The sequence below is a fragment of the Rhodococcus sp. MH15 genome (assembly GCF_019266045.1).
In the GTDB taxonomy this organism is placed as follows: Bacteria; Actinomycetota; Actinomycetes; order Mycobacteriales; family Mycobacteriaceae; genus Rhodococcus_F; species Rhodococcus_F qingshengii.
Genome location: NZ_LPNP01000081.1, coordinates 96,077 through 111,454, shown reverse-complemented (window position 1 = coordinate 111,454; position 15,378 = coordinate 96,077). Strand labels below are relative to the sequence as shown.

Sequence of the window (15,378 nt, the reverse complement as noted above, 5' to 3'; positions counted from 1 at the left end):
AGCAGCCCTTCTGCAAATACGGCAGTCGACGCCCATCCCCTCCGTCGAAAGGCGCTACTCGCATGTCTTCAATCGGCATTTCTCCGAAGATCGAGGCAAACGTGTCCCGAGTCGGCAACCCCAAGCACGGCAAGCACAAGCCGAAGCTGAGCGTCCGTGAGATCGAAGTACTTCTTGCCTGGCTACGTTCGGATTCCAAGTCCGAGGTCGCCGAGACACTCGGCCTACGCGTCTGCACCGTCAACACACACATCACTCGGATCCGCACGAAGTACAGCGACATCGGGCGGCCGGCTCCCACGAAGGCAGCGTTGTTCGCCCGCGCGGTTCAGGACGGGTACACCACCCTCGACGAGTGGTGACCTCAGACCGCGACGGTTTCCGGTTCCTTCGCCTTGGACGGCTTCAACCAACCGGGTAGCCAGGCGGGTTGTTTGTCCGGTGCTTGATCGAGAACACCGCCCGCCGGATCGTCGATGAACCCGTACCGCACGAGATCCTCCGACGGCCGGTAGATCTGCCGGAGCACCAGCGCGCACAGAACGAGTACCGCGATGTCCCGGATCACGACGGTTCCGGTGAACCACTGCTCCGGCAGCCCCTTGTTGGACACACCGAGGTAATACATCATTCGTGGAACCCAGACCAGGGCGTCGATGGTCATCCACGCGAGCAGGAGTCTGCGGTGCGGCAAGGCCAACACGGCCAGCGGCACCAGCCACAGAGAATACTGCGGGCTCCACACCTTGTTCGTGAGCAGGAAGCCCGCCACCAACAGGAAGCACAGCTGCGCAACTCGCGGACGACGCTGCGCCGTCAGGGCGACGTATCCGACACCGATACAGACGGCGACAAACAGCAGCAGAGAGACGGCGTTGAGATTCGACGGCGACTCACCCTGTGCGAGAGGACCGTCGAGGCCCTTCCACGACGTGAACGACGCGATCACGTTGTAGAGCGAATCCGGATCGGCCCCGCGTTCGGAGTTGAGCCGGAAGAATTCGTACCAACCATGGGGGTACAGCGCGGCAATGGGCAGGTTCACCGCAAGCCATGCCGCGACCGCGCTGAGAGCGGTCACCAGCCAGTCCCTCGTCTTGCCCGCGCGCAGACACAGGACCAAGAGCGGTCCCAGTAGGAGGAGCGGGTAGAGCTTTGCGGCGCCGCCCAGGCCGAGCAGGATTCCCGCGAGCACGGGCCGCTTGCGTGCCCACGCCAACAACCCACCGGCCGCGAACGCGGTCGCCAGAGGATCGAAGTTCGTGAACACGTGCACGATCACCAACGGGGAACACGCGATGAGCGCGCCGTCCCACACTCGTCGTCCGGCCAGCAGGGTGCTCGCCCACACGGTGACCAGCCACGCCAACGCCAACCCGAACGCCACGACGTTGAAATAGAGCGCCACCTGAATAGCGCCCGGCAGCCAGGTGATCGAATCCCACGCCTTCGCGACTTTCATTGCGCCGTACTGGTAGAGCCCCGAGATGACCGGATACTCCATGTACCGCATCTGGATCGAACCGTCGCCGCGTACTTCTTCCCACGACGTCTTGTACGGGAATGCTCCCTGATCGAGGCGCTCGGCTCCGTACAGCGGAACGGTATCGGAGTAACACATCGCCACGTACTGACGGCTGCCACTCCAGTCGAGGCCGACCTGCCCGCTCTCGCCGACCGGCGCCTGTTGAATACAGCCCGCCTTGGCGAACCAGCCGAAAGCCAAGAACACCACGGCGAGCAGAAGGATCACTCGCATCGGTGTGAAGAAGCGAGTGCGCCCGATCAGTGCGTGACGACCTACCGGACCGCCGACGGTTCCCGACAGCGCAGACACCATCGCGTCGTTGCGACTGGGAACGTCCCGCCAATCCGCCGAACGAAGATCTTCGGCCAGCGGAGCGGGGGAGGTCGGTTCGGCATCATCAGCATTCGCGGCCACTCCGCGAGGTTACCGTCTTTCGAACCGACCACCCTCCAACTACTGGCCGGGGCTCACACCTGCCGGTTCTTCCTCGGTGGTCTCGCCTGCCCCTGGTACCTGTGGCGTGGTTGTCGTCGGCCGGGAGATGCCCGGAATCGGGATCGTGATGCCCGGCAGAACCTCGACCTGCGTCGTTGTCACCACGGGCGGCGGAGTGGTTTCCGTCGTCGTCGGTGCGGTGGTCGGCGGCGCCGACGTCTTGGGCGGTGCGGGAGCCGTGTACTCCGGAACACCACCGGCTTGACCGTTGATCTTGCCCGGCGTCGGGAACTTCTCGTTGTCGGTGCCCTCGAGGGCGCCGTCCATCGTGTCCTTCCAGATGTCCGAAGGCAGACCCGAGCCGTAGATCATCGCGCCACCGGAATTGGTGATCGCTTCACCGTCGGGAGTTCCGACCCAGACCGCGGTCGAAAGCGACGGCGTGTAGCCGACCATCCACGCGTCCTTGTTGGCTCCGGTGTCACCGAGTTGCGCGGTACCTGTCTTCGACGCCGACAGACGTCCGCCGGCCAGGTTGTGACCGCGCGAGTACGCCGCGATCGGCTGCATCGCAGCCGTCACGTTGTCCGCCACGGCAGCGTCGATGCGGTCTTCACCGGCGGGCGCGCCGCGGTCCAGCAGCACGGTGCCGTCGGCCGCGACGACCTTCTGCACGAAGTGCGGTGCGTGATACGTACCGGACGCGGCGAGTGTCGCGTACGACGACGCCATGTCGAGCACGCGGGCCTGGTACTGGCCGAGCACGATGCCGTTGTTAGGGCCGGAACCGTCGGCCTCGGTGAGCGACGGGCCGACGCCCGGGATGTCCTTCGGGATGCCTGCCTTGTGAGCGATGTCCGCGATTTCCTGCGGGCCGTTGCCGTCGAGGCTGAGCATCTGACGGTAGAAGCTGGTGTTCAGCGAACGCTTGAGCGCCTCTGCGATGGTGCAGGTGCCGCAGCTTTCACCTTCGACGTTGCCGATGGAGATGCCGTTGACGGTCAGCGGTGAGCTGTCGTACATCTGCGAGAGCGGGATTCCCTGATCCAGGGCGGCTGCGAGGCCGAACACCTTGAACGAGGAACCAGTCTGAAGTCCGGCATTCGCGAAGTCGTATCCCGCGCCGTCCTCACCGCCGTAGTACGCCTTGACGGCTCCGGTCTTCGGATCGACCGAGACAACTGCGGTACGCAGATTCTCCGGCTCACCCTCCATGTTGGAACGGGCTGCCTCGACCGCTGCGGCCTGAGCCTGCGGGTCGATGGTCGTGGTGATCTGCAAGCCCTCGGTGTTGAGCAACTGCTCGCTGATTCCAGCGTCGCCGATCTCCTTGAGCACCTGACGCTTGATCAGGCCTTCGGGTCCGGTCGAGCCCTGGCTGCTGTTGTCGACCTGGGCGAGCGGGATGTAGGCGGGGTACTGCATCGGCGTGCGCGCGGCCTGATCCAGCGTGCCGGCGGACACCATGCCGTCGAGCACGTAATCCCAACGGGACTTCGCGCCTGTCGGGTTGGTCTCGGGATCGAGGAGCGACGGAAGCTGGATCGACGACGCCAGGACGGCGCCTTCTTCGATGGACAGCTGGTCGACGGGCTTACCGAAGTAAGCCTTGGATGCTGCGCCGATGCCGTATGCGCCGCGACCGAAGTAAATGGTGTTCAGATACGCGGCGAGGATGTCGTCCTTGGACCACTCGTTGGCCATCTTCGAGGAGATGACGAGTTCCTTCATCTTTCGCGTCAGCGAACGCTCCGAGCCGACAAGCGCCTTCTTGACGTACTGCTGCGTGATGGTCGAGCCACCACCGGCGCTGTCGCGACCGAGGACGTTGTCTCGGGCCGCGCGTGCGAAACCGGAGATCGAGAAGCCCGGGTTCGAGTAGAAATCGCGGTCCTCTGCGGCCAGAACAGCGTTGCGAACGTGCGGCGGTACCTGATCGAGCGAGACCTCGACGCGGTTGCCATCTGGCGGGACGACAGTGCTGATCACCGTGGTGCCGTCGGCGGCAAAGACCGTCGCCACCTGATTGGTCTTGAGGTCACCGGGCTTGGGGACGTCCTGCACGATGTACGCCGCCATGAAGGCAAGGACGGGCAGAACAAGACCGAGCGCCACCAAGACGTAGGCCGAGCGGCGAACTGTGCGCCACTTGGACTTCTTCTTCACGGTGCTCTTTCTTCCCTTCGGGGGTTGTCCGTCGTTGCCACCGCCACCGGAGCCACCTGTCGGCGGCTTCGTCGGCGGAGGTCCGACCGGCGGGCGGGTGCCCGCGTTGCTACGGGTGGTCGCTGCTGCTGCCGCGACGCGCTGGGTCGGTTCGTTCGCCTGAGTGCTGGAGGCGCGATCTCCTTGAGCGCCTACGGCGCGATCTCGAGGCGGCGGGCCGGCAGGTCGGCCTTGCGGCGGACGACCCTGAGGAGGGGGACCGGCGGGGCGGCCCTGAGGAGGCGGGCCCGAAGGTCGGGCTTGCGGCGGACGACCCTGGGGCGGGGGTCCCATCGGACGACCTTGCGGCGGACGACCCTGAGGGGGCGGACCCATCGGAGGGCGTCCCTGCGGTGGTGGGCCCATGGGACGTCCCTGCGGCGGACGACCCTGAGGAGGTCCGGCGGGACGGTTGGGACCGACGGGACGGCCACCCGGGTTGTTGCCGCCCGGGTTGTTGTTGCTGGGGGAACTCACGAATCAAATCTCCAGTGGTCACGGACCGATCACGTGCAGACTTCGATCGGGCCCTTCTTCGGGTGTGGCGTTACTCGCTGGCGGTGCGCCGGCTTGGTGGGCGTGCTCGCCGCGGTCGCGGCGGCGCAGGTACTGCGCCGAGCACATAGGACTGCACCAAGTGGTTCCAACTGCAGGTACGGCACACCTCTACAACGTGCACCGTGAACTCCTCTGCTGTTTCCGCAAGCCGAGCGAGCTCGTCCGAGGTTCGGGCCGATCCCGAAACCTGACCGAGCTTGTCGCCGAACACCCAGGACACGAGCGTCAACTGTTCCTTGCGGCAAATGGGGCAGACGACGTCGCTGCCCCGGCCGTGGAACTTCGCGGCTCTGAGTAGGTACGGATCGGCGTCACACACCTGCTTGACGTCGGTCCGACCCGCAGACACTTCGGCCAGCACAGACCGACGCGCGAGCGCGTAGTCCACAACTTGCCGCTGTATCCGCACCTGACCAGCGTACGTGCGTCCGTGCCGCGACGGACGGTTCGGGAGGGTCACGATGAACACATTTCGGGGGCTGGGGGCATGGCGACCAGCCATTACGATCACTTCCTGTGAAGTCTTCTCGTTCTCCGATGACGCGTGCTCGTGATCTTGATCGCGTCGAAACGTGCAATGTGTTGGACGCCGCGTACGCCGAAGGGCAGTTGAGCGCGGAGGACTACTTCGACCGGACCGAGAAGGCGAAGTCCGCGAAGACCCTGCTCGCACTCGCACGCCTGGTCAACGATCTGCAGGTGCCGAAGATCGAGACCAAAACGGTGCCTCGGACGTCGACGGCACGAAAGGCCGTGTTCGTCGGTGCTGCTGCTCTGATCGTCGTCGGCGCGATCGCAGCAGTGGCGTGGAGTCGGTCACCGTTGACGCCCTCGGAAGACATCACAGCCAGTTATGCCAGCACTACTTCCCTCGCTCCGCCGTTGCCGACCACCACCCCGGTGCCGGAGCCGACCGTCGAACCGATCCTGATCGCACACATCGACACGTTGACGCCGGAAGGAATCGGCGCATTCATCGAGAGGTATCGAGAAGAGTTCGGTGACATGTTCGTAGACGACGCCAGCTTCCACGGCGACTACTCCTCAGTGAGCCGGGCGGTCCCCGATGCTCCCGCTCTCACCGAGTCCATCAGTTTTCGCGACGGCTTCGAGAGGGAAGTGACGTCCATTCCGCGGCGAACGGGCCAGCCGACCTTCGACCTCGGTTCCATCCAGATCGACAAGCTCGCGCCGTACATGGTGAACATAGGCGACTATGTCAACGTTTCGGACGCCGCGATCACCCACTTGATCGTGGACGCGAACTACGGCGTCCCGGAGATCGCGATCTATGCAGAGAACGGACTCGGCCACCAAGGACGCATCGAGGTCACGCCGTGGGGCGAGATCTCTCGTTCCTACCCGTACGGGAGCTAGGGTGAGCCGGTGAGTGGGTCCCCGACTACTACCTCTACGCGCACCCGCGCGCGCGACGTCGACCGTTCCGACACCTGCGCCGTTCTCGACTCCGCCCTGTCCGACGGACAGATCACGGTCGACGAGCATGCGAACCGAACGGCATCGGCCATGACCGCGACCACGCTCGGACAGCTCGATCTGCTGGTCCGCGATCTGCAGAAAGCAACGCTGCGCAACGCCGTCGCCAAAGTTCGCCGTATCGACAAGATCTGGTACCTCGCAGCCGCATCGACTATCTTCGCCGGCCTGATCGGGTACCTCACCTTGTCCGCCGACCCTTCACCCCCACCGCCTCCACCGGCGGCAGCCGAAAACGTCGAACCGCTTGCCCCCATTGTGAGTTCGACGTTGAACACGGTCACCGCAAGCGGGATCGGGGAATTCATCACCAGATACAGCGCCAAGTACGGCACGACGATAATCGATTCCGCCAACTTCTACGACGGCTATGCAAGCGTCACTCGCGCCGCCGCTGTCTCGCCGAACCTGGAGGAAGACATCGACTTTCGAGGCGGTTTCACACCACGCGACAGCACGTCGACTCGAGCAGCCAGCACCGTCACCTTCGACCTCGCTGCCGTCGACATCGACAAACTCGCCGGATATCTGGCAGGAGTGTCCGCAAATCTCAACGTCCCCGACGCCGAGATCACACACATCAGCATGAGTTCGTCGAGCGACGATCCACGCGTCTCCATCTACGCCAGCAACAACCTCGGCGCGAGCGGCTCAATGGATTTGACCCCGGATGGCCGCCCGATCCGCTTGTCTCCCTTCACTCCTCGATAGGCCCCGGACATGCCGAACGATCTGACCAGGACCACCCGCGCTCGCAATGCCGATCGCGAGGCTACCTGCGCAGTGCTGGACTCCGCCTTCGCCGACGGACAACTCACGGCGACCGAGCACGACGAATTGACCGAACTCGCCGCGGTGGCAGTCACTCTCGGCGATCTCGAAGATTTGACGTCCGATCTGCAGACCGAGGCGTCCCTACCCATTCTTCGGAAAGAACCTTCGCTGGACACGCGTTGGATCGCCGTTGTGATCATCGCGCTGTCACTGGTCTCGGCTGTCGGTTTCGGAATCAAATACGCCGCGTCCGACGTCACGATCTTCTCGAGCCCCGAGCCACAGTTACACACCGTCGACGGCCTGGGGGCGATGTTCCATGCCATCGAAACGGAGTACGGCAGCGGACTGGTCGACGAGATGACCATCTATCCCACTTATGCACGCGTAACGCGCGCCGATCCCGCCGCGCCGCGCAAGAGCCTGGACAGCTACTACCGAGGCGACCTCGAGGACACGACTTCAGGAGGATCACGCGAACCCGACGTGACACAGATCGACGTCAGACAGCTCGATCCTCGCATCGTGATCGCCCTTCTCGACGGCGCCGGAACAACGACGTCGGTGCAAAATCCGACCACTCGGTACGTCTCTGTCGACAGCACCGAAAATGTTCCGACCATCCAGATTCACGTCGGCAACGACCTCGACGAGAGCGGGTACCTGACCGCTGCCCTCGATGGCGAAATCATGTCGATCTACCCGTTCACCCCCTGATCTAGCCGTGACACCTTGGTACACGTATCGGGCCGCAGTGTGGTTTTATATATCGGCGCGATATAGTTGGTTATCGCATCAAGCGGTTAGGTTCAACGACTCGGGAGGTTTGTCAGTTGCTCGAACTCGCAATCCTCGGGCTGCTCCTCGAGTCACCGATGCACGGATACGAGCTGCGTAAGCGGCTCACTGGTCTGCTCGGCGCATTCCGCGCGTTCTCGTACGGATCGCTGTACCCGGCACTGCGGCGCATGCAAGCCGACGGATTGATCTCAGAAGACGTCGACACTGCCACCGGCACGCTCAAGCGTCGGGCGCGTCGCGTCTACCAGCTCACTCCGGAAGGTCGGCAACGGTTCACCGAACTGGTCGCCGACACCGGGCCGCAGAACTACACCGACGACGGTTTCGGCGTTCACCTCGCCTTCTTCAGCCGCACCCCCGCAGAAGCGCGGATGCGGATCCTCGAAGGCAGGCGACGCCAGGTCGAGGAGCGCCGTGAGGGGCTCCGCGAGGCCGTCGGTCGGGCCAGCGGATCGCTGGACCGCTATACCCGTCAGCTCCATCAGCTCGGACTCGAATCGAGTGAACGCGAAGTGCGTTGGCTCAACGAATTGATCGCAGCCGAGCAATCGACAACAGGAACATCCCGGAAAGAAGGAGAACCCGACCATGGGTGAGAACAGCACCGCGGTGCGCGTAGCCATTGTGGGCGTGGGTAACTGCGCCTCGTCCCTGGTTCAGGGCGTCCACTACTACAAGGATGCCGACGAGACCCAGACGGTCCCCGGCCTCATGCACGTCAAGTTCGGTAAGTACCACGTCCGCGACGTGCAGTTCGTCGCTGCGTTCGACGTCGACGCCAAGAAGGTCGGCTTCGACCTCTCCGAGGCGATCCTCGCGAGCGAGAACAACACCATCAAGATCGCCGACGTCCCGCCCCTGGACGTTCCCGTTCAGCGTGGCCCGACCCTCGACGGCATCGGCAAGTACTACGCCGAGACCATCGAGCTGTCCGACGCCGAGCCCGTCGACGTCGTCAAGGCACTCAAGGACGCTCAGGTCGACGTCCTCGTCTCCTACCTGCCCGTCGGTTCCGACGACGCTGACAAGTTCTACGCACAGTGCGCGATCGACGCAGGCGTTGCATTCGTCAACGCTCTGCCCGTCTTCATCGCTTCCGACCCGGAGTGGGCTGCCAAGTTCAAGGACGCCGGCGTCCCGATCGTCGGTGACGACATCAAGAGCCAGGTCGGCGCCACCATCACCCACCGCGTGATGGCGAAGCTGTTCGAAGACCGCGGCGTCGTGCTGGACCGCACCTACCAGCTCAACGTCGGTGGAAACATGGACTTCAAGAACATGCTCGAGCGTGATCGCCTGGAGTCGAAGAAGGTTTCCAAGACCCAGGCTGTGACGTCCAACCTGACCGGCGCACTTGCCGGCAAGGTTCACGACCGCAACGTCCACATCGGTCCCTCGGACTACGTGGAGTGGCTCGACGACCGCAAGTGGGCATACGTCCGCCTCGAAGGCCGCGCCTTCGGTGACGCTCCCCTGAACCTGGAGTACAAGCTCGAGGTCTGGGATTCGCCCAACTCTGCCGGCATCATCATCGACGCCGTCCGCGCAGCCAAGATCGCCAAGGACCGCGGCATCGGTGGACCGGTTTACCCGGCTTCCGCTTACCTGATGAAGTCCCCGCCGGTCCAGATGGCCGACGACAAGGCTCGCATCGAGCTCGAAGCCTTCATCATCGGAGCCGACGAGGCCTGATTTAGGTTCACGCTGATTCGGGGTCTTGCGCCAACGGCGCAAGGCCCCGATTCTGTTATCCGCAGGGTGTTTCCGCATCCGCGCGGGTAATCACGCCTGCGGCTGCCGAATTGCCGTGCGGGTCCGGGTGCCGCTCAGCGTGGAATGATGGACATCAGAACCATCACACGGATCGAGGACCCCATGTCGATTACGTCGCTGCCAGTGCTCGATCTGTCGCTTGCGCAGAACCCCGACACCGCCGAGCAGTTCCGCACTCAGCTGCGCGAGGCCACCCACGAGGTCGGATTCTTCTACCTGGTCGGCCACGGAATTCCCGACGAACTGCAGCGACGCCTCCTCGACGTCGCCCGCGAGTTCTTCGCGCTACCGACTGCCGAGAAGCTCGCGATCGAGAACGTCCGCAGCCCGCACTTCCGTGGGTACACCAGGCTCGGCGGCGAACTGACCGAAGGCAAGCAGGACTGGCGCGAGCAGATCGACATCGGGGCCGAACAGCCCGCGGCCGAGCGCACCGACACCTCACCGGCCTGGGAGATCCTGCAGGGCCCCAACCAGTGGCCCGACGCCCTTCCCGAACTTCGCGACGTCATCACCGAGTGGAACGACACGCTCACCTCGATCGCATTGAGCCTCTTACGCGAATGGGCGGTAGCCCTGGGCCAGGATGCGAACATCTTCGACGACGCGTTCGCTCACGATCCGTCGATCCTCATCAAGGTGGTGCGTTACCCGGGCCGCCCGAAAGGTGCCGGCTCCCAGGGCGTCGGCGGACACAAGGACGCGGGTGTGCTGACTCTGCTCTATGTCGAACCGGGCAAGGGCGGTCTGCAGGTCGAGCACGACGGCGACTGGATCGACGCGCCGCCGATCGACGGGGCGCTGGTGGTCAACATCGGCGAACTGCTCGAGGTCGCTACCGGCGGATACTTGAAAGCGACTGTGCACCGGGTAGTTTCACCCGAGGGCGACGGCGAACGTATCTCGGTGCCGTTCTTCTTCAACCCGAACTACGCAGCGCAGATCCCGGAGTTCGACCTACCGCCCGAGCTGGCGGCGCGCGCCACCGGCGTCACCGTGGACGCGAACAACCCGATACACGATTCCTACGGGGCGAATGCCCTCAAGAGTCGACTACGTGCGCACCCCGATGTCGCGGCCCGCTGGTGGCCGGACATCGTTGCGGCACAAAGCGCTACCTGATGCTGAACTACAGATCCATCGCGACTTTCCACGCCGTGTGCATCGCGCCCTCGATGTAGTCGACGTTCACCGCGTCACCGACCACATGTACGTCGGACACGACACCGATCAGAGAATCGGCCAGTGGCGCCTGCGCCGACACTCCCGACGCGACGACAACCATGTCGGCTGGAGCGGTCCGTGTCTTGTCACCGGAACGGAATTCGACGTGCTCCTTGGTGATTCGCTGCACCGTTGAATTGCGGTGAATGTCCACACCGACATGCTTGGCGTGGCGCACCGCCGTCCAGCGGCGCGGCATCGCCATCGGAATACCCAACTGCTGGCCTTCTTCGATCAGCGTCACATTGCGACCTCGCTCGGCCAGGAACTCCGCAAGCTCGAGTCCGACAAGCGAACCACCGATCACGACAACGTCTTTACCCATGGGCAGGAACTTGCGGGTCACAGCTCGGATCGCCGCGGGGCTCTTGGTGATACCGGACAGCTTGCCCAACTTGGCCATCGTCCGCAGGAACGGCGGTACCTGTGAGACGTCTCCAGCTCCGGTCATCAACGCGCGCAACGAATCACCGGTGTGCACGTGCGGCAAGTCGCCGCCCGGAACACTAGGCCGCTCACGGACTGCACCGGTGGCCACGACTACGGCGTCGGGGTTCAGTGCCCGGATCGAAGCAACCGAGGCTTCGGTCTTCAGTCGAACATCGACACCGAGACGCTCGATTTCCACTTTCAACCAGCTGAGCAGACGCCCGTTGTCCGGGGTAGTGAGGCTCGAGAACCACAGGGTGCCACCGAGGCGATCGGACTTGTCCAACACCGTGACTCGGTGCCCACGTTCAGCGGCCACGCGGGCCGTCTCGAGACCACCGGGGCCCGCTCCGACCACAACAACGTGTTTCGGAGTGCTGGTCCGAACGAAGGGGAGAAGCGCTTCGTTGCCGAGCGCGGGATTGACAGCGCACAGCGGCGTCTCGTCCCAGAAGTTCTCCTGCACGCAGACGTAGCAATTGATGCAAGGCCGAACCCGCTCGGGTGCACCGTCTTTGAGTTTGTTCACCAACTGTGGATCGGCCAGGAGCTGACGGCCCATTGCGGCGAAGTCCGTGCGACCTTCCGCGATCATCTTCTCGCCAACCTCGGGGAGCATACGTCCGACCGTGATCACGGGGATCGATATCGCCTGCTTGATTCGCGTTGCATTGTCCGTGTAATAGCCGACCTTGTCGGGCAGGGGGCCGTCGGTGAAGTTGGCAAAAGCATTCAGCGCGGTACCGGTGACGTGAATGGCGTCAGCGCCGGCCTCTTCGAACATCTTGGCAGCCGCAGCAGCCTCGTCGACGGTCAGCCCGTCGGTTTCGCCGTACTCTTGACCGGCCAGACGCACGATGACGGCGAGCGCACCGCCGACCTCCTCCTTGACCGCTCGAATGACCTCACAAGCCAGGCGAGCACGGTTCTCCATGGAACCTCCGTACTCGTCGCTGCGCTGATTCGTGTACCGACTCAGGAACGCTCCGAGGACGTAGTTGTGGGCACAGTGAATCTCGACGGCGTCGCCGCCCGCCGCCTTCACCCGTCCGGCAGCCTCGGCGAACATGCGAACCAGCCAATCAAGATCTTCCTTGGTTGCCTCGTGGTACGTAGCCCTCTTGCCCTCGTTGATGGCAGCCATCTTGCCCAGTTCTTCTGGCGTGCAATCGGCCATCGCGCTCATGTCACCCGGCGGCTTCGGCGTGGACGGGACCAACTGCGGTCGGCCGTCGAGGGTATCGATGCGCGCCACCTTGCCGTGGTGTGTCATCTGCACACAGAGCTTGCTGCCTGCGTCGTGGACTGCGTCGGCCAACGCCTTGAGACCGGGGATGAACCGGTCTTCCGAAAGCCCCGGTTCCTTGCGGCTGGTGCAGCCCAGCGGATACGCAACAGCGCAGCAACCGGTGATGATCAGACCCGTTCCACCAGCTGCACGCGCCACGAAGTGGTCGATGTCGCCCTTTTCGATTTCCCCGTCTTCACACAGGTTCATGTCCATCGCAGGGAGAACCACGCGATTGGGCACGGTCATCGGGCCGATGGTGCCTGGTGCGAGCAGGTGCGGAAAGGTCTGGCTTCGGATCGTCACGAGCAGACGCTAGAACTGGACCACGCCCATCCGTTGCCGCACTCCCGATCAACGAGACTTCACGCGCTGTGACGTGCGAGGCACTCGGCTATCACCTCGAGCGCATATTCGAGGTCCGCGGATTCCACTCGCCCGTAGCCGATGACCAATCCGCCGGGGTCTCCGTGCGTTCGGGTGGACTCGACCAGGGTGGGCACTTCGACGCCGTGTTCAAGTGCCTCGCGAGCGACGGTGGCTGCCAGATCCGCGTCGAGTATGAGCGTCGTATGCATGCCGGCGCCGAGTCCGCGCAGTTCGCCGAACGGTGACAGCGCTTCCTCGACCGCCCGATCACGCTCCCGGTACCTGCGCCGGGCGGTACGCACCGCTCGATCCCATTCGCCGTCACGGAGCAGGGACAGGAGTGCTTGCTGCAGCGGAACCGACGGGAAGTCGCCGATTCGCTTGCGGTGTAATGCTATGCGGTCGACCAGGTCGAGGGGAGCTACCAACCAGCCCAATCGAATTCCGGCGCCGAGCGTCTTGGCAACCGTTCCGAGATACACCACCCGATCAGGAGCCAGCTGGGCAAGCGCAGGCAAAGGCGCTACGTCGTAACGGAATTCGGAGTCGTAATCGTCCTCGAACAGGACGACGTCGCGGGCGCGTGCGAACTCGATCAACTGGTTGCGCCGACCTATCGGAAGCAGCCCTCCTGTCGGATACTGATGGGACGGTGTCACATACACACCGCGGACGCTCTCCGACGCCGTTTCGAGTTGGTCGACACAGAGACCATGAGCGTCGACGGGCACGTCGAGCAGCGACCATCCACAGGCTGTTGCGGCCGAGGACGCATACCGGTATCCGGGATCTTCCATCGCCAGAACAGCACCACGGGTACGCAGAGCCGACAGGGCGAGGCCGAGACCATGCGTGGCACCTGAGGTGATCAGGATTCTCTCGGGTTCAACCGACATTCCGCGGGCTCTTGCCAGCAATTCCGATAGTGCCGAACGCAATTCGTAGTCACCCGCAGGATCGGGATCCTCGAAAGGTGGCGGTTTGGACCCGACGTCACGCCACGCCCGCCGCCACGCTGCCGATGCACGCGGCGGCGTCCACGGCACGCCCGGCCGGAGCTGCACCCTGGATGACATCTTGTCGGCGGCCTTCTTCGGTGTAGTCGTGGGAGTGACCATGGGGGAGGGCGCCTCGGCAACGAAGGTGCCTGAGCCGTGCACAGCGACAAGCCAACCCTCGGCGATCAACTGCTCATACGCCCGTTCCACGACGCCCCGCGCCACCTCGAGCTCCGCCGCCAGCTTCCGGGAACTGGGTAACCTCAGACCCACTGCCGCCTTACCACTGCGGATATCAGCTCTCAGGTGGTCGGCAATCTGGACCGGGAGCGCCCGCCGATCTGTCCGATCGAGGACCACGGCTACCGCCGAAGGCAGAAACATTCAGAACCCTCCCGGAAGTGGCAAATCGAAGTGGCCTATCGAAGTCTCCACTGATTGGACCATGACTTGAAGCCACTTTGCCACCAGCATTGTCTGCATGACAGATTCCGTTGTCTTTGCTGCTCCTGCTCCTGCCCCCACTGCACCTATTCCACTGTCCCCGACAGCACGTACGACGCACAAGCGCGCCCGCCACCACGGCGTCGCAGAACGCGCGGCACTCGTCGACGTCTTGCAGTCCGCGAAGCTGTGCCACATGGGCGTGAACGTCGGCGGAGTTCCCATGGTGTTTCCCACCGCCTACGGGTTCGACCTCGACGGCCCCGACCGCGGCGGATCTATTTATGTTCACGGTTCAGTCGCTTCACGGAGCTTGGCTCCCGACAGCGAAATCTGCATCACCATCACGATCCTCGACGGGCTCGTGTTGGCTCGGTCGGGCTTCCACCACTCGATGAACTACCGCAGCGGCGTCATCGTCGGATCACCTCGAGTCGTGACCGACGGCGACGAGCGCGTGAAGGCTTTGAATCTGATCGTCGACCAGGTGGTTCCCGGACGTTCCCAACACTTGCGGGAACACACGCGCAAGGAAATGGCGGCAACCATCGTTCTTGCGCTGCCGTTGTACGAGGCTTCCGTCAAGGCTCGCACCGGCGGCCCCGGTGACGATGCCGCCGACATCGGTATCGAAACCGTTTGGGCTGGAGTAGTTCCCGCAGCTACGCACTTCGGTGAACCGATCCCGTCCGAGGATCTCGACTCAGGTGTCGCGCTTCCGGACCATATCTCGACGATGCTCTGACCGCACACGCCGTACACACCGGGGCATGGCTATGCCCCGGTGTGTACGTATTCAGTTGCGCCCGTTCAGGCTGCTGTAGGTGGGCTGTTCCCGCCGATCGGCTGTTGATACGGATCGATCGACATCGGTGGATAAAACACCGTCTTCCGATCCGGCCCGATCTCCACCCGCCACTCCGTGTGATGCATCGTCCGATGATGATGACCGCACAACAAGATCAGATTATCGAGATCCGTTGGGCCACCATCGTTCCAGTGAACAATATGATGGGCATCACACCACCCCGACGGTGTCCCGCACCCCGGAAACG

General features: G+C 63.7%; 14 protein-coding genes. 8 read left to right on the top strand and 6 right to left on the bottom strand.

Annotated elements, in window-relative coordinates:
* Window positions 1-62: 62 nt before the first annotated feature.
* Window positions 63-362, top strand: a complete 300-nt coding sequence (locus ATN37_RS29635; RefSeq protein WP_082845708.1) for a LuxR C-terminal-related transcriptional regulator — start codon at window positions 63-65, stop codon at window positions 360-362.
* 2 nt (window positions 363-364) lie between these two features.
* Here the strand turns inward: ATN37_RS29635 and ATN37_RS29630 are convergent, their stop codons facing one another.
* The 3 genes from ATN37_RS29630 to ATN37_RS29620 all read right to left on the bottom strand — a co-directional run bounded on the left by ATN37_RS29630 (window position 365) and on the right by ATN37_RS29620 (window position 5,135).
* Entirely contained in the window at window positions 365-1,942 is a 1,578-nt protein-coding gene (locus ATN37_RS29630) for a glycosyltransferase family 87 protein (RefSeq protein ID WP_054826678.1), read from the bottom strand.
* Window positions 1,943-1,981: 39 nt separating this feature from the next.
* Complete coding sequence (locus tag ATN37_RS29625; protein ID WP_007735524.1) at window positions 1,982-4,129, bottom strand: transglycosylase domain-containing protein; 2,148 nt, start codon at window positions 4,127-4,129, stop codon at window positions 1,982-1,984.
* A gap of 586 nt (window positions 4,130-4,715) precedes the next feature.
* Window positions 4,716-5,135: a DUF5318 family protein gene (locus ATN37_RS29620; RefSeq protein ID WP_042448217.1), complete on the bottom strand. Its 420-nt coding sequence runs from the start codon at window positions 5,133-5,135 to the stop codon at window positions 4,716-4,718.
* A 128-nt stretch (window positions 5,136-5,263) separates the two neighbouring features.
* Here ATN37_RS29620 and ATN37_RS29615 point away from each other — a divergent pair, with 128 nt between their 5' ends.
* The 6 genes from ATN37_RS29615 (at window position 5,264) to ATN37_RS29590 (ending at window position 10,693) form a co-directional block, all read left to right on the top strand.
* Window positions 5,264-6,103 carry a DUF1707 domain-containing protein gene (locus tag ATN37_RS29615; RefSeq protein WP_007735521.1) on the top strand — a complete coding sequence of 280 codons (840 nt, stop codon included), beginning with the start codon at window positions 5,264-5,266 and terminating at the stop codon, window positions 6,101-6,103.
* Between the two features lie 9 nt (window positions 6,104-6,112).
* Entirely contained in the window at window positions 6,113-6,934 is an 822-nt protein-coding gene (locus tag ATN37_RS29610) for a DUF1707 domain-containing protein (protein WP_063315405.1), read from the top strand.
* A 9-nt stretch (window positions 6,935-6,943) separates the two neighbouring features.
* Window positions 6,944-7,714, top strand: coding sequence for a DUF1707 domain-containing protein (locus tag ATN37_RS29605; RefSeq protein ID WP_054827438.1), 771 nt, complete (start codon window positions 6,944-6,946; stop codon window positions 7,712-7,714).
* Window positions 7,715-7,830: 116 nt separating this feature from the next.
* On the top strand, window positions 7,831-8,394 hold the full coding sequence (locus ATN37_RS29600) for a PadR family transcriptional regulator (protein WP_003946014.1): 564 nt from the start codon (window positions 7,831-7,833) through the stop codon (window positions 8,392-8,394).
* Complete coding sequence (locus tag ATN37_RS29595; RefSeq protein WP_003945979.1) at window positions 8,387-9,490, top strand: inositol-3-phosphate synthase; 1,104 nt, start codon at window positions 8,387-8,389, stop codon at window positions 9,488-9,490. The genes ATN37_RS29600 and ATN37_RS29595 overlap by 8 nt, the downstream gene beginning before the upstream one ends.
* A 144-nt stretch (window positions 9,491-9,634) precedes the next feature.
* Window positions 9,635-10,693, top strand: a complete 1,059-nt coding sequence (locus ATN37_RS29590) for an isopenicillin N synthase family oxygenase (protein ID WP_223304565.1) — start codon at window positions 9,635-9,637, stop codon at window positions 10,691-10,693.
* A 7-nt stretch (window positions 10,694-10,700) separates the two neighbouring features.
* On the opposite strand, the gene ATN37_RS29585 is transcribed toward ATN37_RS29590, so the two are convergent.
* The gene (locus ATN37_RS29585; protein WP_063315404.1) at window positions 10,701-12,818 is read right to left on the bottom strand and encodes an FAD-dependent oxidoreductase; all 2,118 of its coding nucleotides are present in this window, start codon (window positions 12,816-12,818) and stop codon (window positions 10,701-10,703) included.
* Window positions 12,819-12,877: 59 nt separating this feature from the next.
* Window positions 12,878-14,263, bottom strand: a complete 1,386-nt coding sequence (locus ATN37_RS29580) for a PLP-dependent aminotransferase family protein (RefSeq protein WP_218696023.1) — start codon at window positions 14,261-14,263, stop codon at window positions 12,878-12,880.
* Window positions 14,264-14,360: 97 nt separating this feature from the next.
* On the opposite strand from ATN37_RS29580, the gene ATN37_RS29575 reads away from it, so the two are divergent.
* Complete coding sequence (locus tag ATN37_RS29575; protein ID WP_218696022.1) at window positions 14,361-15,068, top strand: pyridoxamine 5'-phosphate oxidase family protein; 708 nt, start codon at window positions 14,361-14,363, stop codon at window positions 15,066-15,068.
* A gap of 65 nt (window positions 15,069-15,133) precedes the next feature.
* On the opposite strand, the gene ATN37_RS32835 is transcribed toward ATN37_RS29575, so the two are convergent.
* Window positions 15,134-15,378, bottom strand: a 245-nt coding sequence (locus ATN37_RS32835) for an HNH endonuclease signature motif containing protein (RefSeq protein WP_256933557.1), incomplete at its 5' end; no start/stop codon positions are given.